Origin of the sequence: Streptosporangium sp. CA-135522 (assembly GCF_050949235.1) — a bacterium.
Classification (GTDB): domain Bacteria; phylum Actinomycetota; class Actinomycetes; order Streptosporangiales; family Streptosporangiaceae; genus Streptosporangium.
Window position 1 is genome coordinate 929,139 of record NZ_CP192026.1, and the last position, 18,094, is coordinate 947,232.

Sequence of the window (18,094 nt, forward strand, 5' to 3'; positions counted from 1 at the left end):
GGGGGCATGAGGCAACGCCCCCTGTCACTCGTCCAGGACGACCTGGTCGACTATGAGAAGGCCATGGAGCGGATGACCGACCTGGTCGGTCAGCGTCAGCGCGACGAGCGCCCCGACACACTCTGGCTCCTCAGCCACCCGCAGGTCTACACCATCGGTCGGCGCACGTCCGAGCAGCACCTGCCCGACCCTTCCCACGGCATCCCGGTCGTGAGCACGGGTCGCGGCGGGCAGCTCACCTACCACGGCCCGGGCCAACTGGTCGGATACCTGATCGTCAAGCTCGGCGAGGACGAGGGGATCGTCGACTACGTCCGCGAGGTCGAGCTCCGGCTGGTCCGGGCGCTCGGCGCGCTGGGCGTCCCCGCCGAGCGCCGTGACACCCCGCCCGGCTCGGAGCTGCTCACGGGCGTGTGGACGATCGAGACGGGCCGGAAGATCGTCTCGATCGGCATGCGGCAGAGCCGGGGCGTGACCAGCCACGGGTTCGCCCTCAACGTGGACGGCGACCTGGCCCCGTGGGGCTGGGCGGTGGCCTGCGGCATGCCGGAGGTCGACATGACCTCGCTGGGCCGGGAGACCTCCACCACCGGAGTCATGGACCGGGTCCGGACCGCGGTGGCGGAGGCCTTCGAGGCGAGCTGATCCAGGGGCGGGAGATCAGAGGGCCGGCTGGTCCTCGTCGACCGTACGGCGCGGCCCGGTGAACCAGTGCCGGGCCGACAGCGCCCACCACAGGCCCACCCCGAGGACCATCAGCCCGACCACGATCGGCGCGTAGTTGACCGCTGTCCAGGTGAACGTCTCGTCTCCCGGGGTGGCCGGGTCGTCCTTGTTGAACGGCACGCCCGCCGGGGCCAGCGGCATGATGAAGTAGATCGAGACCACCACGATCTCGATCACCGCGATCCAGCACATGACCTTGTACTTCGCCCCCAGCGTCCACGGGCCGGGCTGGAAGCGGTTCCCCATCCTCAGCCGGAGCCAGATCGGGATGGCGAAGGCGAGGTAGAGGCCGATGACCGCGACCGAGACCACCGCGTAGAACGCCAGCGGGGTGCCGGTCGGAGCCTTGTAGAGGGCGGGCAGGGTCAGCACGAGCGCCGCGACGCAGCCGAACACGATCGCGTTGACCGGGGTCCGGTTCTTGTCCACCTTCGACCAGAGCCGCCAGCCGGGGATGCCGCCGTCCCGCGAGAACGCGTACGTCATCCGGGACATCGAGGTCACGCAGCTCATCCCGCAGAAGAACTGCCCGAGCGTGGAGATACCGAAGATCACCGTGGCCAGGACCGGGGTGAGCGACGAGGTGAAGATGGCTCCCACGAAGCCGAATTCCTTGTTCACCGCGTCCACGTCGGTGGCCGCGAACAGGAACGCCAGCAGCAGCACCCAGCCGCCGATCGCCGAGTAGAAGATCGACTGCCAGAGCCCGCGGGCCGCCGCGGTGGAGGCGCCGTGGGTCTCCTCGGAAACGTGCGCGCAGGCGTCGAAGCCGGTGATCGTGTACTGGGTCAGCAGGAAGCCGAGCGGCAGCACGTAGAACCAGAACGACGTGTCGGAGAAGCCGGAGTTGTTGAAGCGCTCGGTGAACACGAACGACAGCGACTGGTGCCGGTCCGGGCCGAAGGCCAGGATCATCACCACCACGGCCGCCCCGAACACGTGCCACCAGACCGAGACGTTCTGCAGCACGGAGATCAGCCGGTGGCTGAAGATGTTGATCAGCGCGTGCAGCACGAGGATGATCGTGAACAGGATGAAGGTGTTGCCCAGGGAGACCTCGAAGCCCTCGACGAACCGGTTGGCCGTGATGTTCATGAACGTCGCGCAGCCGTAGTCCACCGAGGCGGTGACCGCGATCAGCCCGATGAGGTTGAACCAGCCGGTGAACCAGCCGTGGATCGGCCTGCCCAGCTTGGCGGCCCACCAGTAGATCCCGCCGGCGGTCGGATAGGCCGACACCAGCTCGGACATGCACAGGCCGATGATCAGAATGAAGATCGAGATCAGCGGCCAGCCCCAGGCGATGGCGATCGGGCCGCCGTTGTTCCAGGCCTGCCCGAAGGTGGTGAAGCAGCCGGCCAGGATGGAGATGATGGAGAAGGAGATGGCGAAGTTGGAGAAGCCGCTCCAGCTGCGAGAGAGCTCCTGCTTGTAGCCCAGCTCGGCGAGCCGTTTGGCGTCTGCGTCCGTGGTTGGCACTGGCTTGGTCATTCAAGCCTCCTTGCGTCTTACATGGGGGGTCTTACCCGCGAGGCTGGGGAGTCACCCCGGGGTGGGGAATCCGGGGCGCCCGGTGTGCGCCCGCCCCGGACGTCGTCGACGAGCCGCCCGAACCCCGATCCGTCCAGGTCCCGTACGGCTCGCGCGAATTTGTCGGCCGCCTCCGCGTCGTAGTCGAAGTCGGCCGCCGCCGCCTGTTCCCCCAGCAGCCCGTGGTGCACGGCGAACCAGAGGGACCAGGTCAGGTTGGACATGATCAGGTTGAGCCGGACCCTGGAGATCAGCCGCGGATCGCTCTCGCCGAAGTAGGCGCGGGTCAGCCGGCCGGTCAGGTCGGGGTCGTAATCCGCCTCGGCGGCGATGTCGCCCAGTTCGAAGGCCGGATCGTTGTTCCCGGAGAGCTGGTAGTCCACGATCCTGATCTCCATGCCGCACCGGATGAGGTTGGCCGGCAACAGGTCGTTGTGGCAGGGCACCGAGGGCAGCGGGTCGGCGGCCAGCGCCCGTTCGATCTCCGCCGCGGCCGGCAACCGGTCCTCGAAGCCGTCGGGTGTACGCAGTTCGTGGGTATGGCAGATGGCGAGGAATTCGTCGAGTTTGCGGAAGATGGAGAAGTCGTTGACGAACCGGGGCCCGGAGTGCAGGCGGCGGCAGGCGGCCGCGATCGAGCCGGGGAGCGTCCGCACGTCGTGCGCGCTCAGGGTGAGGCCGTCGAGATACTCCAGCAGCAGGGCACCGGGCATCCGGTGCAGGACCCGCGGGCCGACTCCGGTCTCGGCCGCGCGCAGCGTGTTGGCGATCTCCTGGTCGAGGGGGATGCCGAGCCCGGCCTCCGCGACCCTCGGATCGAGCACCCGCAGCAGCCATCGCTGTCCGTCGGCTGCGTCCAGCCGGGCGATCCGGTGGCTGAACCCACCCTTGATCGGTGTCTCGGTAACGGGCTGTCCGGCCCATTTCCGGACGTCCGCGAGAGCATCTGGCATGCCGCACTCCTTTGGCCTACCTTCAGACCATTGATCCGATTATGCGAGTGAGTTGTTACAGAGGGGTTGCCGACCTTGGAACTTCCCAACTCCGCACGGGCCGTCGTGATCGGCGGCGGGGTGGCCGGATGCAGCGTGGCCTACCATCTGGCGAGGCTCGGCTGGAGCGAGGTGATCCTGGTCGAGCAGCACGAGCTGACCGAGGGGACCACCTGGCACTCGGCCGGATTCGTGGGCCAGCTCCGCTCGACCGTCACCCAGACCAAGATGATCATGTATTCGGCCGGTCTCTATCCCGAGCTGGCCGAGCTGACCGGAATGGACCCCGGCTGGCACGGGGTGGGCGGCCTTCGCCTGGCGACCACGCCCGAGCGGGTGGAGGAGTCGCTGCGGCTGGCGGGAGCCGGGGAGACCTACGGCCTGGGCCTGTCGGTGCTCTCCGGGGCCGAGGCGAAGGAGATGCTGCCGCTGCTCGACGCGCGTGACGTGCGGGCCGCGCTCTGGCTGCCGGGAGACGGCTGGCTCGACCCGGCGCTGCTGGCCAAAGCGCTGGCGGCCGGGGCGGAGAAGCTGGGTGTGCGGATCTTCACCGGTGTCCGGGTGACGGGACTCGACGTGGTGGGCGGCGAGGTCTCCGGTGTCCGTCTCGCGTCGGTCGCGAAGGCCTCCGAGGGCGGCGAGGGCGCGCAAGAGTGGTCGGTCCAGGCCGACACCGTGGTCATCGCGGCGGGCGCGGCCAGCGGGTGGGTCGGGCGGCTGGCCGGGGTGGACATCCCCGTTGTTCCGATCAAGCACCAGTATGTCGTCACCGAGCCTTTCGACGTTCCCTCCTCTATGCCCACGGTCCGGGACCCGGACAACATCGTCTACTTCAGGGAAGAGCGCGGGGGCATCCTGGTCGGGGGATACATCCGGACCCCGGAGATCTGGGACGCGGCGCACCCGCTGGCGGAGCCTCGGACACTATTCGCTGCCGATATGCCGAAATTTCAGGAATCGTGGGAGTCGGCGGTGCGGAGGGTTCCCGCGCTGGGCCGTACCGGGATCGTGAAGGTCGTCCACGGACCCGAGGCCTTCACCCCGGACGGCGAGTTCCTGCTCGGCGAGACCGCGGTCCGCGGTCTGTGGGCGGCGGCCGGGTTCTGCGTCCACGGGTTGGCCGCCGCGGGCGGCGTGGGCAAGGTCATGGCCGAGTGGATCGTGGACGGCTCGCCCGAATACGACGTGTTCGGCATGGACCTGCGCCGCTTCGGTGGCCATGCCCGGTCCGCGTCGTGGGCGCGGGCCAAGGCGCTCGACTCCTACTCGAAGTACTACGACATCGTCTACCCGGGTGAGGAGCGCACCGCCGCCCGTCCGCTGCGCCGCTCTCCGGCGTGGGTACGGCACGCGGAGCTGGGCGCGGCGTTCGGCGAGAAGGCGGGCTGGGAGCGGGTCAACTGGTTCGAGTCCAACGCGGGCCCATCGCCCCGGACGCGGGAGACACCGGCAGGAGAGACGTCGGCACCGGAGGCGTCGGCACAGGGGACGCAGGCACTGGAGACGCCGGCACCGGAGTCGCCGATACGGGAGTCGCCGATACGGGAGTCGCCGGCGCAGGGGACGCAGGCACTGGAGACGCCGGCACCGGAGTCGCCGATACGGGAGTCGCCGATACGGGAGTCGCCGGCGCAGGGGACGCAGGCGCTGGAGACGCCGATACGGGAGTCGCCGACATGGGAGTCGCCGGCGCAGGGGGCGTCGGCGCGGGAGGTGCGCCCGGCCGGATGGGCCGGCCGCGTCTGGTCGCCGGCGATCCGGCAGGAGTGTCTGGCCACGCGGGACGCGGCCGGGCTGTTCGACCAGACCTCATTCTCAAAGCTTGAAATATCTGGACATCAGGCTCTGGTGAGGTTGCAGCGCGTGTGCGCCGGGCAGCTCGACCGGCCCCCCGGCTCGATCGTCTACACCCAGCTCCTGAACGAGCGCGGCGGCATCGAGGCCGACCTCACCGTCACCCGCCTGGCCGAGGACCGCTTCCGCCTCGTCACCGGCACCGCCTTCGGTGTCCACGACGCGGCCTGGCTGCGCGGCCACGACCTCGACGTCCGGGACGTCACCTCGGCCCACGCCTGCTACTGCCTGTGGGGTCCGCGCGCGCTGGACATCCTCGGCAGGCTGTCCGACGACGACCTGACCTTCGGCTACATGAAGGCCAGGGAGATCAGCGTCGGGAACGTCCCGGTGCTGGCCCAGCGGGTGACGTTCGTGGGCGAGTTCGGCTGGGAGCTGTACTGCCCGTCGGAATACGGCCTGACGCTGTGGGACGCGCTCATGGAGGCGGGCACGCCGTACGGCATGCGCCCGGCCGGCTACCGGGCGATCGACTCGATGCGCCTGGAGAAGGGCTACCGGGTCTGGGGCCTGGACATCACCCCGGAGACCACCCCCGCCGAGGCGGGCCTCGGCTTCGCGGTGGCTCGGGACAAGGACTTCCTCGGCCGGTCCGCGCTGGAAGCGGTCCCGGGGCGGCGCCTGGTCTGTCTCGTCCTCGACGACCCCCGTCAGGTCTGCCTCGGGGGGGAGCCGGTCCGGGTGGGCGGCGAGCCGGCCTCCCGGGTGACCAGCGGCGGGTACGGCCATCGCGTGGAGCGCTCGATCGCTTACGCCTACCTGCCGGCCGAGACCGTCCCCGGTGACCGGGTCGAGGTCGGCGTCACCGGCGTCTGGGTGGGTGCCGTCGTCACCGCCGAACCCCTCTACGACCCGGCCGCGGAGCGGATCAGAGGCCTGCCGGCCTGATCGTCCCGCGGGAGGCGTGCGCTCCCGGGGCTTCTCCCCGCGGCGCGCGCCTTCCGCCGGGCGACCGCGCCCGCCGAGAACTGGATCCGAGAATCCTGGCCGCGTGTGCTAGATTTTGGCCACACGGCCAAAAAATGAGACATGCGACCAGAAATCATGATCGCTCACCGAGGTGATCCACCGGGCGCGGGCCGTGAGGACGGGAGAGTGGTGATGGAGATCGGCGAGACAGGTGTCGGCGGTCAGGCGGCCCGATATCCGGAGTCCGGAGCGTGGGGCGCCGCGGCCGGCGGGGACCTCAGGCTCCGCCCGCCCCGGCATCCGGTGGACGGCAGGGCGATCGGGTGGTGGACGAGCCAGGCGGCCGTGATCGTGGCGCCCCCGGTCCTGGTGCTGGTCCTGCTCGCTCTCCTGATCCCGCCCGCCCGGTTCTGGCTGCTGCTGCCGGCGCTGGTCATCGCGCTGCCGGGGATCGTCTACGCGCTGGTGATGCCACGTGTGCGTTTCCGGGTGCACCGCTGGGAGATCACCGATGAGGCGGTCTACGCCTCCTCCGGATGGATCTGGCAGAAGTGGCGGGTCGCGCCGATGTCGCGGATCCAGACCGTCGACACGGTCCGGGGCCCGATCCAGCAGATCTTCGGCCTGGCCGGGGTGACCGTCACCACCGCCTCGGCGGCGGGCGCGATAAAGATCAATGGGCTGGATCACGCCCTCGCCGTCACCCTCGTCGAGCGGCTCACCGCGCGGACCCAGGACACCCCCGGTGATGCCACGTGAACCGCGATGAGACGACCACCGGCCGAAGGCGCCGCGCAGGAGAGCCCGGCGGAGTTCCCGCCGATGCCGCAGGACACCCGTGGGCGACTGCCCGCGAACACGGTGAGCACGGCGAACAGGGGAAACACGGCGCGGAGTGGATGCGTCTCGATCCGCGGATGCCGTGGCTGAGCCTGGGCTGGGTGGCCGGGCCGCTGGCACCCCTGGCGATCACCGCCCTGGTCGCCCGCGACCGGCTGAATCTGCAGACCGCCATCACTCTCGGCTCGATCCTCGTCGCCTTCGCCGTGATCAGCGTGATCGGCCTGCTCCGTTACGCCACCACCCGCTACCGGGTCACCGGCGAACGCGTCGAGTTGCGCTCGGGCCTGCTCTTCCGCAGGCATCGGTCGGTCCCGCGTGACCGGGTGCGCAGCGTCGACCTGACGGCCAATCCGCTCCACCGGATCTTCGGCCTGACCACGGTCAAAGTCGGCACCGGCCAGAACGACGCTGAGAAGGGATTCGCCCTCGACGGGGTCTCCCGGGCCGACGCTCTGCGCCTCAGGCAGAGCCTGCTCGGTCGTGCGGCCCCCGCCGACTCCGCCATCGCGGAGCTGCGCCCGGCCTGGATCGGCTACGCGTTGCTGAGCAGTTGGTCGCTGCCGCTCGGTCTGGCCCCGTTCGGCCTGTTCTTCCGCGTGCTGGACATGTTCGGCATCAACCCCGCGGAGGTCGGTTTCCTCGGCGACCTGTGGGCCGTCACCATGACGCACCCGATCGCGGTCGCCGCCGTCTCCGCCGGTGTCGTCCTGGTGATCGGCCTATCCTGCACGCTCCTGCTCTACATCGAGTCCTGGTGGAGGTTCCGCCTGACCCGCGAGCCCGATCGCACCCTGCTCGTCCGGCGCGGCCTGCTGACCACCCGGTCCCTGTCGCTGGAGGAGCGGCGGCTGCGCGGGGTCGAGGTGGCCGAGCCGCTGCCGCTGCGCTGGGGCGGGGGCGCCAGGCTGAACGCCGTGGCCACCGGGCTCGCCGAGGACGACTCGACGGCCCTGCTGCCTCCGTCCCCCCGCGCCGAGGTCCACCGCAGCGCCGCCGCGGTGCTCGCCGAGGCCGTCTCACCGACCCTCATGACGCTCAGGCCCCACCCCCGGGCAGCGTTGCGCCGCAGAATCGTCCACGCGCTCTGGCCGCCGCTGGTCCTCGTGGCGCTGTTTGCCGGGCTCGCCGCGTGGCTGAGCCGTATCCCGGATCTGCTCTGGCCGGTCGGCCCGGTCCTGCTGCTCACCGGGTTGTCCGCCGGGCTGCTCCTGGCCCGCGACGCCTACCGCAACCTGGGCCACGGTCTCCACGGTGGCTACCTCGTCACCCGGTACGGCACGGCCCGGCGCAGGACCGTGGTGCTCCGCCGTAGCGCGATCATCGGCTGGACCGTCAGCCGTTCGCCCTTCCAGCGGAGAGCGGGCCTGCTCACGCTCGCGGCCACCACGGCGGCTGGAAAGAAGGCCTACAAGGTCAGGGACGTCTCCGTCCCGCAGGGGCTGGCGTTCGCCGAGGAATCGGTGCCCGGGCTGCTGGCACCCTTCGTGCACCGGAGTCACGGGGGTCAGGACCGGGCGGGATGGAGCTCGCCGAGGTGAACACGCCGGTGGGCCTGCTCGCCGAGCTGAACACCACCGGTGGGCCTGCTCGCCGAGGCGTTCCACGGACGTTCCCCGCGTCGGACGCGGGCCGACGATCCTGCCCAGCCATCACCGCGTGACGCGGAAGTCATCGCAGACGTTGTTCGTTTCCTAGCCGGTCGTCGTTTTCGTACCCCCCGATTACCCTCCGCGGTCGTCGGGCGCGCACGATGGTAGACCAGGCACAAGGAGAAACCGTGACGTCCATGACCACTACCGGGCCGTCGGACGGCGGCGGCGAGGTCGAGCTCGCCATCGGCGGCATGACATGCGCCTCCTGCGCGGCCCGGATCGAACGCAAGCTGAACAGGCTCGACGGCGTGACCGCGGCGGTCAACTACGCCACCGAGAAGGCCAAGGTCTCCTACCCCCGGGACGTCAGCCCCGCGGACCTGGTCGCCGAGGTGCGCAAGGCCGGCTACACCGCCCGGCTGCCCGCCGCCGGGCCGGCGAGGGAGGAGGGGCGCGAGCGTGACGGGCTCGCCACGCTCCGGCGGCGCCTGGCCGTCTCGACCGCCCTGTCCGTGCCGGTCGTCGCGCTGGCGATGGTTCCGGCGCTGCAGTTCGACGGCTGGCAGTGGCTCTCCCTCTGCCTCGCCGCACCGGTCGTGGTCTACGGCGGCCGGCCCTTCCATGAGGCCGCCTGGACCAACCTGCGGCACGGCACCGCGACCATGGACACTCTGGTCTCGCTGGGCACCCTCGCCGCCTTCGGCTGGTCGCTGTGGACGCTCCTGTTCGGTACGGCGGGCATGCCCGGCATGCGGCACGACCTCGTGTTCCCCCTGACGCCCGGTGACGGGATGGGCAACGTCTACTTCGAGGCCGCGGCGGGGGTCACCACCTTCATCCTGGCCGGACGCTATTTCGAGGCTCGCTCCAAGCGCAGGGCGGGCGCCGCGCTGCGGGCGCTGCTGTCGATGGGCGCCAAGGAGGTCACACTGGCCTCCGGGCGGCTCGTCCCGATCGACGAGCTCGCAGCCGGTGACCTGTTCCTGGTGAGGCCCGGCGAGAAGATCGCCACTGACGGCGTGGTCGAGGAGGGCTCCTCGGCCGTGGACGTCTCCATGCTGACGGGCGAATCCGTCCCGGTGGAGGTGCGCCCCGGGGACACCGTGGCCGGCGCGACGGTGAACACCTCCGGGCGGCTGCTGGTCAGGGCGACCCGGATCGGCTCCGACACGCAGCTCGCGCAGATGGCCAGGCTGGTGGAGGACGCGCAGAACGGCAAGGCGCAGGTGCAGCGGCTGGCCGACCGCATCTCCGGAGTGTTCGTGCCGGTCGTGATCGTCCTGTCCCTGTCCACCCTCGGGCTCTGGCTCGGCACCGGCAACGGCGCCACGACCGCCTTCACCGCGGCCGTCGCCGTGCTGATCATCGCCTGTCCCTGCGCCCTGGGCCTGGCCACGCCCACGGCGCTGATGGTCGGCACCGGCCGGGGCGCCCAGCTCGGCATCCTCATCAAGGGGCCCGAGGTGCTGGAGTCGACCCGCGAGGCGGACACCGTCGTGCTGGACAAGACCGGCACCGTGACCTCGGGGAAGATGACTCTCAAAGACGTCTTCACCGCCGAGGGCGAGGACCCGCGGGAGGTCCTGCGCCTGGCGGGAGCGCTGGAGTCGGCCTCCGAGCATCCGATCGCCCGGGCGATCGCCCGGGCCGCGGGCTCCACCGCCGGTGTCGAGGACTTCGCGAACGTGGAAGGCCTCGGCGTCCAGGGCGTCGTGGACGGGCACGCCGTCCTCGTGGGACGGCCGAGCCTGCTGGAGCGGTGGTCCCAGCGCCTGCCGGACGGGCTGGAACGGGAGCTGGGCCGGGCCCGTGCCCGTGGGGAGAGCGTCGTCGCGGTCGGCTGGGACGGTCGGGCCCGGGCGGTGCTGACCGTCGCCGACGCGGTCAAACCGACCTCCGCCGAGGCGGTCGCCGCCCTGCGCCGGCTGGGGCTGCGTCCGATCCTGCTGACCGGCGACGGCGAGGCGGTGGCCCGTGCCGTCGCCGACGCCGTGGGCATCCGGGACGTCGTCGCCGACGTGCTGCCCGCCGGCAAGGTGGAGGTGATCAGACGGCTCCAGGCCGAAGGCCGCACCGTCGCCATGGTCGGCGACGGCGTCAACGACGCCGCCGCGCTGGCCCAGGCCGATCTCGGCATGGCGATGGGCACCGGCACCGACGTCGCGATCGAGGCCTCCGACCTCACCCTCGTCCGGGGTGACCTCCTGGTCGCCGCCGACGCGATCCGTCTGTCCCGCCGCACGCTGGGCACCATCAAGGGCAACCTGTTCTGGGCCTTCGCCTACAACGTGGCGGCGATCCCCCTGGCCGCCCTCGGGCTGCTCACCCCGATGATCGCCGGAGCCGCCATGGCCTTCTCCTCGGTCTTCGTGGTCACCAACAGCCTGCGACTGCGCCGGTTCCGGTGATCCAGAACGCAAAAACCCGGGTCCTACGGTGGATCGAGTTTCATCGCCTTGAATATGCTACTTCTGGTGGCATGAGCGGTGGAACCAAGAAGTTCAGCGTCACAATTCCCGAGGAATTGGCGGCAACCGTGCAGGCGCGGATCGGCGGTGCCAGCTTTTCCGCGTACGTCTCCAAGGCGCTGGCCCGGCAGGTGGAGCGCGACAATCTCCGCGAACTCATCGCCGCCGCCGAGTCCCGGCACGGTCCGGCGGACCGCGCCGGGGTGGAGGCCAAGCGTGCCCTGTTGCGGACCGAACCCGAGGCGCGGGGTGGCGATCACCCATCGGCCGCATGATGCCGGGATCACTCGTCCTGGACTGCGAGGGCCTGTCGAAGGCGATCCTCCAGACGCCCGAGCTGACCGACTGGCTGGTGGCGGCGGAGGAGGAGGACGTTCGCGTCGTCGTCAGCGCCGCCACTCTCGTCGAGGTGTCCTACCCCCGGCTCAACCGGGCTCGCTACGACTGGACCCTCTCCCGGCTGAGTGTCGAACCCGTCAGCCGGGAGATCGCCCGTGACGCGGCCCGGCTGCTCGCCGCGGTCGGGTTGCACGGTCACAAATACGCCGTCGCCGCCATGGTGTGCGCCACCGCGCTCCGCCTTCCCGGGCCGGTGACCGTCCTCACCTCCGACGTCGAGGACATCACGGTCATCGGCCAGAATCGCCTGCGCGCTGTGAAGATCTAGCTACAGAAGTTACCTTCAGGCAGGCTTTCGGCAAGGCCCAACTTCAACGCAGCCTGACGAGCCCCGATGTTCAGCAGATGAACAAAAGGGCTTTGACATGCCCAAACGTGATGCGGTGTGCCATGCGATGACATTCGTCGATGGCTTCTCCGGCGATGCCGGGTGATTCCTCCCCCACCCTCGACCGCCTGACGTGCTCGTGTCCCTTGGCGTACGTCGTCTCCGCCGATGCGCGCTGTGGGGGCAACGATGCATCGCGCGCGTGGGGACGCGCCAGAACGGAGCCGACCTCAGCCAGGTCACGAGACCGGCAGTCGCCGAGAACGGGGGAGGAACGGGGCCAGGAGTTCCCGGATGACTCCTGGCAGACGTGGCGACGTGCGTCCCTCCAGATCCCACGCCGCCACGCCCGTCTATGGGCTACGACGCCCGCTGCGACGGGGCGCGCATCCAGACCTGGCCTTCCATCCGTGTCTCGGCCTCCAGATTGCGCGCCAGCTCGGTCAGGATCGCTCCGCAGCGGACATCGGACAGGCCGTGCGCACTTCCGTGAGCCGAGACCGCCACGCGCCGCACGGCGTACCAGCCGCCCCCGACCGCAGCGGTCAGATTTCGCGCTGTGTGCGCGTAGCGCTGGCATGACCTGGTCTTCTCTCCTGGCAGCGAATGCTACGGGTGGCGTTGCTCGGTGATGTCCAGTCCGGTTCCGTCGTCCACCCGATGGGCCTAGAGGGCGGCGAGGCAGGTGGCGGTCCGGTGCACGGCAATGCCGGGGGCCGGCGGCGCTCCCGTGCGGTTCACCCAGCAGAAGTCCACTCCGGCGGCCTGGGCGCAGCCGCCGTCGCTCACCGGGGAGTCGCCGACCATGAGCGCCTGGCCGGCTTTGGCCCTCAGCAGGTTCAGGGTGTGATGGAGCAGCGCGCCGTCGGGCTTGCGCAGCCCCACCTCGGGCGCGATCACCACGTGCTCGAAGAACCCGCCGATGCGGGTGCGGCGGAGCTTGGCCCGCTGGACATGGGCGATGCCGTCGGTCACCAAGGCCAGCCTGAAGCGCCGGGACAACCGCCGCAGGGCGGCCCTGGCCTCCGGGAACAGGGTCACGTTCCGGCCGAGCGCGTCCTCGAACGCGGTCGCGACGGCGGGGCGGGCGCCCATCCTGGCCCAGCGTTCCAGCCGCAGCTCGGCCAGGGTGATCCGATGCTCCCGGTAGGCCGCCCAGAGCGGCTCGTTGGCGGCGTGGAAGGCCGTCAGGAACTCCGCGCGACCCATCCGGAAGAAGCGGTGGTGGACCTCATGAAGCGCGCCTCGCTCCGTTCGGGCGTAGTCGACCACGGTCCCGTCCAAATCCACGAGCAGGACCTCGTACCGATGTTCCCTCGCCGAGCCCATCGCGCTCCGACAGCCGGAGGATCTCCCCGACCGTCGCCGCATCCGCGGCGTAGAAGTGCGGAACGTCGACGAAGACCCTCATTGACCCACAACCCACCCCGAGGTCGCCGGCGACCTCGCTCTGGATACTACGCAGTGGCACGTAGTTCAGGTAGGAGGTGAACACGTTCTGCGAGCGGAAGGCGGCGGTCATCGCCAGCCGCCCGTCGCGGAGCCGGAAGGCCAGGCTGGTCAGGCAGGGCACCGCGTCGGGAGACTCGCCCGGGGCGGTGAGGGAGATCCAGCCACTCTTGGTGTACGGCTTGGCGCGCAGCACGTCGGCGACCCAGTTGAGCTGGTCGACGCCGAGGAACTGGCGGAGCCGGCCGCCGTAGCTGTACTTGAAGGGCGGGACGACCGCGCACTCGCTGAACTTGCTGGCGTACAGCGGGATCTTCCCCGAGTCGCCGAAGGACTCCAGGATCGGATCGTCCCAGCCGAGGCCGGCGATCTCGAAAAGCACCGCCTGAGCTTCGATGATCGGGCCCCGGTCGTCCTCCGCGGGCCTGCCGGTGTTGTTTACGTGTCGCATCAGCCAGATCCACGTCTCCCCACAAGACGTGAATCTGAGGAGGTCGGGCATTCAGGTCTCCACATTGGGGAAATGGAATGGGTTGTGTGGGAGTCTGCGCTGTCGGGAGACGTTGGCGCGGACGTAGTAGACGAAGTAATGGAGCAGGGCGAGCAGCCCGATGACCACCAGGAGCAGAGCCGCGTTGGGATCGGTCCCGACCAGCCCGAGCACGCCGACCGCCACGTAGGAGCTGTTGACCAGGGCCAGCATCATCACGTTGACCCCCGGCCAGGCGAGCGGAGCGTAGGTCTCGGGATAGCGGGGGTCGACCGGCAGGTTGGGGGTCCAGCCGAGGGCCGAGAAGTGGTCCTTGAGCTGGACCACGTAGAGCAGGCGGAAGTTGTTGAGCGCACGCGCGGTCCGCATGTGCGCGTTCACCGCCTCGATCAGTCGCAGGAACGGCAGGAGGTTCAGCACCCCGAACGCGGCGACCATCGCGAACAGGTACCACGGCACGCCGCCCCACGAGGTCAACGCCACCGGGTCGAGCACCTTCGCGCTCACCAGCGCGATGGCCGCGGCGAACGGGGCCGCGAGCAGGCTCATCGAGAGCCTGGTCATCTTGAGCCGTTCGTCTTTGGCCGCGAGGTAGACGTGGTAGGTCCCGCCGAAATCCACGGCTACGAGTTGGAGGAAGTCCTTCGACTCCACGGGCAGGTCGTCGAGCTTCTCGGGCAGCGACTCCGCGGTCATGCGCGGCAACATCTTCCGCATCGGAACCCACTCTCGGGGGGTTAGCGGACTTTCGCGGTAAGAAGATTTTGACGCACATGTCAGCCCTGTGTGCGCGATTCACCGCATCTTCCACAACTTCTCCGGACGCACCGGCGTCTAAGGGGTGACGTCGGCGGGAGCGGGGGGTTCTCTCCATGGGATTGACGGCGCTCGCTCCGGGAGACCCGGCGAAACTGGGCCGATACTGGCTGGCCGGGCGGCTGGGCGTGGGCGGCCAGGGAATCGTCTACGAGGCGTACGACGACGAGGGTCACCGGGTAGCGATCAAGGCGCTGCACGGGGACGTCACGTCCGATCCGGGGCTGCGGGCGCGGTTCGTCAAGGAGGCGCAGGCGGCGCGGCGGGTGGCGTCGTTCTGTACGGCCCGGGTCCTCGCGGCGGACTTCGACGCGCCGAGGCCGTACATCGTCAGCGAGTTCGTCGCCGGGCCGAACCTGCGGGAGGCGGTCCGCGAGGCCGGGCCGTACACCGGGGAGACCCTGCACCGGCTCGCCGTCGCGCTGGCCACCGCGCTGACCGCGATCCACCAGGCGGGGGTGGTCCACCGCGACGTCAAGCCGGAGAACGTGCTGCTCGGCCCGGACGGGCCCCGGATGATCGATTTCGGTGTGGCCAGGACCGAGGAGATGTCGCTGACCCCGACGGGGATCGTCGCCGGGACGCCGACGTTCATGGCGCCGGAGGTGTTCGTCGGGCAGCGGGCCGGGACTCCGGCGGACGTGTTCGCCTGGGGCGGGGTGTCGCTGTTCGCGGCCACCGGCGAGGACCCGTTCAAGGCCGAGAGCCTGGGCGGCGTGATGCACCGGGTCCTCACCGTCGATCCCGACCTCGGAGACGTCGCCGAGCCGCTGCGCTCGCTGATGGCCGCCGCGCTGGCCAAGGACGCCGCCGACCGTCCGACCGCGCGCGAACTGCTGATGGATCTGCTCGGTGGCACGGCCGTACGGGAGGCCGTCCTGCCCGGGACCGTCCTGCCCGGGGCGAGTACGGACGGCGACCCCGGACCGGAGGTGACGACGGCAGGGGAGGAGACGGACGAGGACCTCGCGGCGGGCGCGCGGGCCGGCGGCCGGCTGCCGCCGCCCGGGCCCGGCGCCCCCGCGCTCGGGCTGATCGCCGAGGAGGCTTTCGCCGGGCTGTCGCCCGCCGCGCAGGCCGACGCTCCCGGGGTGCTGCTGCGCATGGTCGGTGACGACTCCGTCCACGGCGTCGAGTGCCGTCCGGAGGACGAGCCGGTGATCGCCCGCTTCGCCGACGCCGGACTCCTGGTCAGGCGGGGCACCACGGCCGTCCCTGCCGGTGCCGCCCTGCCGAGGGCCTGGCCTCGGATGCGCGAGTGGCTTGAGGCCGAACGCGACGGGTTGCCGGTGCACCGGAGACTGGCCGAGGCGGCCAGGTCCTGGGAGGAGCGCGGGCGGGCCCCGGCGGACCTGTACCGGGGGGCCGCGCTGCGAGAAGCGCTGCACTGGGCCGCGACCGAGCGGCGCTATCTCGGCGTCGACCACCGGGAACGGCGCTTCCTCGACGCCGCCTCGGCGGTGGAGCGGCGCCGTCTGCGCGGGAGGCGGCTGGCCACCGCGGCGATGGCCGTGCTGCTCGTCTTCTCGCTGGGCGTGACCGTGATCGCCCTGCGGCAGCAGCAGGTTCTCGCCGGACAGGCCGAGGATCTGGAGCGGCAGCGCGACGAGTCGGCCGCCAGGGCGGTCGCCGCCCGCGCCGACGGCCTGCGCGACTCCGACCCCCGCACGGCCATGCGGCTCAGCGTGGCCGCCTGGCGGATCGCCCAGGTGCCGGAGGCGCGCTCCGCGCTGCAGGCGGCCCTGGCCCAGGCGAAGGTCGACGTGTTCACCGATCCCGACGCCACCTCCGGCGCCTCCTACGTTCTGACCCCCGACGCGCGGACGCTGGTGCGGGCCGGCGGTGGCGAGGTGCGGATGTACGACGTGGTCACCCACCGGCCGGTCCGGTCATTCGGGGGAACGGGAAAGCACGCCATCGTGACCGCGGCGAGCCCCGACGGCTCGACCGTCGAGGTCGGCGGCAGACTCTGGGACAGCGCCACGGGCAGAGCCGTCGGCCCGGCGATCCCCGAGGGGGCGACGGCGGAGCTGGAGTCACCGCGGCGGCTCGTCTCGGTCATCGGCCCTGACCGGCTGGTGATGCGCCCGCTGGACGGGGGAGAGCCGCTGGTCTCGTCCGTCGGGTTCGAGCCGGAGGCGACCGTGTCGCCGGACGGCCGGTGGGCGGCAGTGGCCGAGCGTCAGGGCGAGGTCGAGGTGTGGAACCTGACCGCCGGGAAACGGGCGTTCACCCGCAGGACCGACGGCCCGGTGACCTCCCGAGGAGAAAGGGAGGCGCCGCGGATCGCGTTCAGCCCGGACGGCGCGACGCTCGCGGTCGGCGGTGACACCTCGATCGTGCTGCTGGACCCGGCCCGCGGGAAGCAGCGGGGCGAGCCGTTCGCGAGCGTCGGCGACGGCTCGCTCAGGTTCAGCCCGGACGGCCGCTTCCTCGCCGAGCAGGCGGAGGAGGCCCTCTACCTCTGGAAGGTGGCCGACCGCACCATCTCCGCGCGGTTTCCCGTGACGACCATGGGGAAGGCGCGCTTCACCGCCGACGGCCGCACGCTTCGCTACCCGACCGAGCACGGCTCGGTCGTCTCGATCGACATCAGCGCCGTCACCCACACCGACACCCTGAACGTGCCGAGGGAACGCAGCGGCTGGGAGAGCGCGGTCTTCGCGCCCGGAGGCCGGGTGCTCGCCTACGCCAACCTGGGAGTGGTCCGGCTCTGGGACCCCACCCGTCTGGCCCCGATCGGCGGCCCGCTGGCCGTCGACGCGGGTTCGGCCGGGGCGTTCAGCCCGGACGGCCGGACGCTCGCCATTCCCCGCCGGGACGGCTCGGCGGTGACCCTGTGGGATGTGGCCACCCGCCGGGGCCTCGCCACCCTGGACACCGGGACCGAGCCGATCGCGACCCTCGCCTTCAGCCCGGACGGCCGGACGCTCGTGGCCGGCGTGGGGAACGGGAAGGTCCGAACCTGGGACGTGCGCACGGGCGGGACCACCGGGACGGCGGGCCTGGTGCCCGCCGGGAGCCGGGCCTTCCGCCCGGACGTACGGGCCACCGCCTTCACCCCCGACGGCCGCGTCCTGGCGCTGAGCCTCGACGACCAGCGGGTCCTGCTGTGGGACGCCGGGCGTGGCACGCGGCTGGGCGCGCTGGGCGTCCAAGGAGCCCAGCGGATCCTGCGGTTCTCACCTGACGGGCGGCTGCTCGTCACGGTGGGAGACGACGTGCGCCTGTGGGACGTGGCCGCCCAGCGGGAGATCGGGGTCCTTCCGGTCGGCGCCAACGTCCTGGATCTCGCTTTCGGCCCGGACGGCCGGACCCTCAACGCGGTGGCCCCCGACGGCTCGGTCGGCCGCCTGCCGGTGGATCCCTCCCTGCTCGCCGAGTCGGTCTGCGCTCGGGCCGGCTCGGGCCTGCCGGAGCGGGAGTGGCGGCACCTGATCCCCGGCGTGCCCTACCGCGAGACCTGCACCTGATCCCCGGCGTGCCCTGCCGCGAGACCCGGGGGTGAGGTGAAGGCGGGATGCCGTACGTCCGATGTGCAACTCCTCGGCGAGGGTCAGGAAGATCTCAATGTCCCTTAGCTTCGTTCTGCCCCGCTCTGCGTCATAAGCCGCATGTTATCGAGGCCATGCGGAATCCGGCGTTGTTCCCGGTCGTGGTCTCGCTCGATGCTGGACCGGCACCACCATCACCACCAC

Annotated in this window: 13 protein-coding genes; 8 read left to right on the forward strand and 5 right to left on the reverse strand. The window is 70.9% G+C overall.

All coding sequences use genetic code 11. The features are described from left to right. Positions 1-6: 6 nt before the first annotated feature. Positions 7-645: a lipoyl(octanoyl) transferase LipB gene (lipB, locus tag ACQPYK_RS04605; RefSeq protein WP_433250690.1), complete on the forward strand. Its 639-nt coding sequence runs from the start codon at positions 7-9 to the stop codon at positions 643-645. Between the two features lie 15 nt (positions 646-660). On the opposite strand, the gene ACQPYK_RS04610 is transcribed toward lipB, so the two are convergent. After that, positions 661-2,217, reverse strand: a complete 1,557-nt coding sequence (locus tag ACQPYK_RS04610) for an amino acid permease (RefSeq protein ID WP_433250693.1) — start codon at positions 2,215-2,217, stop codon at positions 661-663. Positions 2,218-2,234: 17 nt separating this feature from the next. Continuing rightward, positions 2,235-3,209 (reverse strand): phosphotransferase, encoded by a 975-nt coding sequence (locus ACQPYK_RS04615; protein ID WP_433250696.1) that lies wholly within the window; start codon positions 3,207-3,209, stop codon positions 2,235-2,237. 75 nt (positions 3,210-3,284) lie between these two features. Between ACQPYK_RS04615 and ACQPYK_RS04620 the strand changes: the two genes are divergently transcribed. The 6 genes from ACQPYK_RS04620 (at position 3,285) to ACQPYK_RS04645 (ending at position 11,581) form a co-directional block, all read left to right on the forward strand. Continuing rightward, on the forward strand, positions 3,285-5,990 hold the full coding sequence (locus ACQPYK_RS04620; RefSeq protein ID WP_433250701.1) for an FAD-dependent oxidoreductase: 2,706 nt from the start codon (positions 3,285-3,287) through the stop codon (positions 5,988-5,990). A 213-nt stretch (positions 5,991-6,203) separates the two neighbouring features. Next, complete coding sequence (locus ACQPYK_RS04625) at positions 6,204-6,770, forward strand: PH domain-containing protein (RefSeq protein ID WP_433250704.1); 567 nt, start codon at positions 6,204-6,206, stop codon at positions 6,768-6,770. Between the two features lie 140 nt (positions 6,771-6,910). Beyond that, positions 6,911-8,392, forward strand: a complete 1,482-nt coding sequence (locus ACQPYK_RS04630) for a PH domain-containing protein (RefSeq protein ID WP_433250707.1) — start codon at positions 6,911-6,913, stop codon at positions 8,390-8,392. Between the two features lie 248 nt (positions 8,393-8,640). Beyond that, positions 8,641-10,854 (forward strand): heavy metal translocating P-type ATPase, encoded by a 2,214-nt coding sequence (locus ACQPYK_RS04635; protein ID WP_433250710.1) that lies wholly within the window; start codon positions 8,641-8,643, stop codon positions 10,852-10,854. 71 nt (positions 10,855-10,925) lie between these two features. Continuing rightward, complete coding sequence (locus ACQPYK_RS04640) at positions 10,926-11,189, forward strand: CopG family transcriptional regulator (protein ID WP_433250713.1); 264 nt, start codon at positions 10,926-10,928, stop codon at positions 11,187-11,189. Next, positions 11,186-11,581 (forward strand): DNA-binding protein, encoded by a 396-nt coding sequence (locus ACQPYK_RS04645; protein ID WP_433250716.1) that lies wholly within the window; start codon positions 11,186-11,188, stop codon positions 11,579-11,581. Before ACQPYK_RS04640 ends, ACQPYK_RS04645 begins: the two co-directional genes overlap by 4 nt. Positions 11,582-12,307: 726 nt before the next feature. On the opposite strand, the gene ACQPYK_RS04650 is transcribed toward ACQPYK_RS04645, so the two are convergent. The 3 genes from ACQPYK_RS04650 to ACQPYK_RS04660 are packed head-to-tail and all read right to left on the reverse strand — an operon-like array spanning position 12,308 to position 14,276. Further along, on the reverse strand, positions 12,308-12,931 hold the full coding sequence (locus tag ACQPYK_RS04650; protein WP_433250719.1) for an HAD-IA family hydrolase: 624 nt from the start codon (positions 12,929-12,931) through the stop codon (positions 12,308-12,310). Beyond that, entirely contained in the window at positions 12,873-13,541 is a 669-nt protein-coding gene (locus ACQPYK_RS04655) for a hypothetical protein (protein WP_433250722.1), read from the reverse strand. Before ACQPYK_RS04655 ends, ACQPYK_RS04650 begins: the two co-directional genes overlap by 59 nt. A 51-nt stretch (positions 13,542-13,592) precedes the next feature. Beyond that, complete coding sequence (locus ACQPYK_RS04660; protein ID WP_433250725.1) at positions 13,593-14,276, reverse strand: hypothetical protein; 684 nt, start codon at positions 14,274-14,276, stop codon at positions 13,593-13,595. Positions 14,277-14,452: 176 nt separating this feature from the next. On the opposite strand from ACQPYK_RS04660, the gene ACQPYK_RS04665 reads away from it, so the two are divergent. Next, the gene (locus ACQPYK_RS04665) at positions 14,453-17,869 is read left to right on the forward strand and encodes a WD40 repeat domain-containing serine/threonine protein kinase (RefSeq protein ID WP_433250728.1); all 3,417 of its coding nucleotides are present in this window, start codon (positions 14,453-14,455) and stop codon (positions 17,867-17,869) included. The last annotated feature ends 225 nt before the right edge of the window (positions 17,870-18,094 follow it).

Excerpts from the sequence above, each read along its gene's own strand:
- lipB (WP_433250690.1), top strand. The coding sequence starts at position 7 with ATGAGGCAACGCCCCCTGTCACTCGTCCAGGACGACCTGGTCGACTAT.
- ACQPYK_RS04610 (WP_433250693.1), bottom strand. The coding sequence starts at position 2,217 with ATGACCAAGCCAGTGCCAACCACGGACGCAGACGCCAAACGGCTCGCC.
- ACQPYK_RS04615 (WP_433250696.1), bottom strand. The coding sequence starts at position 3,209 with ATGCCAGATGCTCTCGCGGACGTCCGGAAATGGGCCGGACAGCCCGTT.
- ACQPYK_RS04625 (WP_433250704.1), top strand. The coding sequence starts at position 6,204 with ATGGAGATCGGCGAGACAGGTGTCGGCGGTCAGGCGGCCCGATATCCG.
- ACQPYK_RS04630 (WP_433250707.1), top strand. The coding sequence starts at position 6,911 with ATGCGTCTCGATCCGCGGATGCCGTGGCTGAGCCTGGGCTGGGTGGCC.
- ACQPYK_RS04635 (WP_433250710.1), top strand. The coding sequence starts at position 8,641 with ATGACCACTACCGGGCCGTCGGACGGCGGCGGCGAGGTCGAGCTCGCC.
- ACQPYK_RS04640 (WP_433250713.1), top strand. The coding sequence starts at position 10,926 with ATGAGCGGTGGAACCAAGAAGTTCAGCGTCACAATTCCCGAGGAATTG.
- ACQPYK_RS04645 (WP_433250716.1), top strand. The coding sequence starts at position 11,186 with ATGATGCCGGGATCACTCGTCCTGGACTGCGAGGGCCTGTCGAAGGCG.
- ACQPYK_RS04655 (WP_433250722.1), bottom strand. The coding sequence starts at position 13,541 with ATGCGACACGTAAACAACACCGGCAGGCCCGCGGAGGACGACCGGGGC.
- ACQPYK_RS04660 (WP_433250725.1), bottom strand. The coding sequence starts at position 14,276 with ATGACCGCGGAGTCGCTGCCCGAGAAGCTCGACGACCTGCCCGTGGAG.
- ACQPYK_RS04665 (WP_433250728.1), top strand. The coding sequence starts at position 14,453 with ATGGGATTGACGGCGCTCGCTCCGGGAGACCCGGCGAAACTGGGCCGA.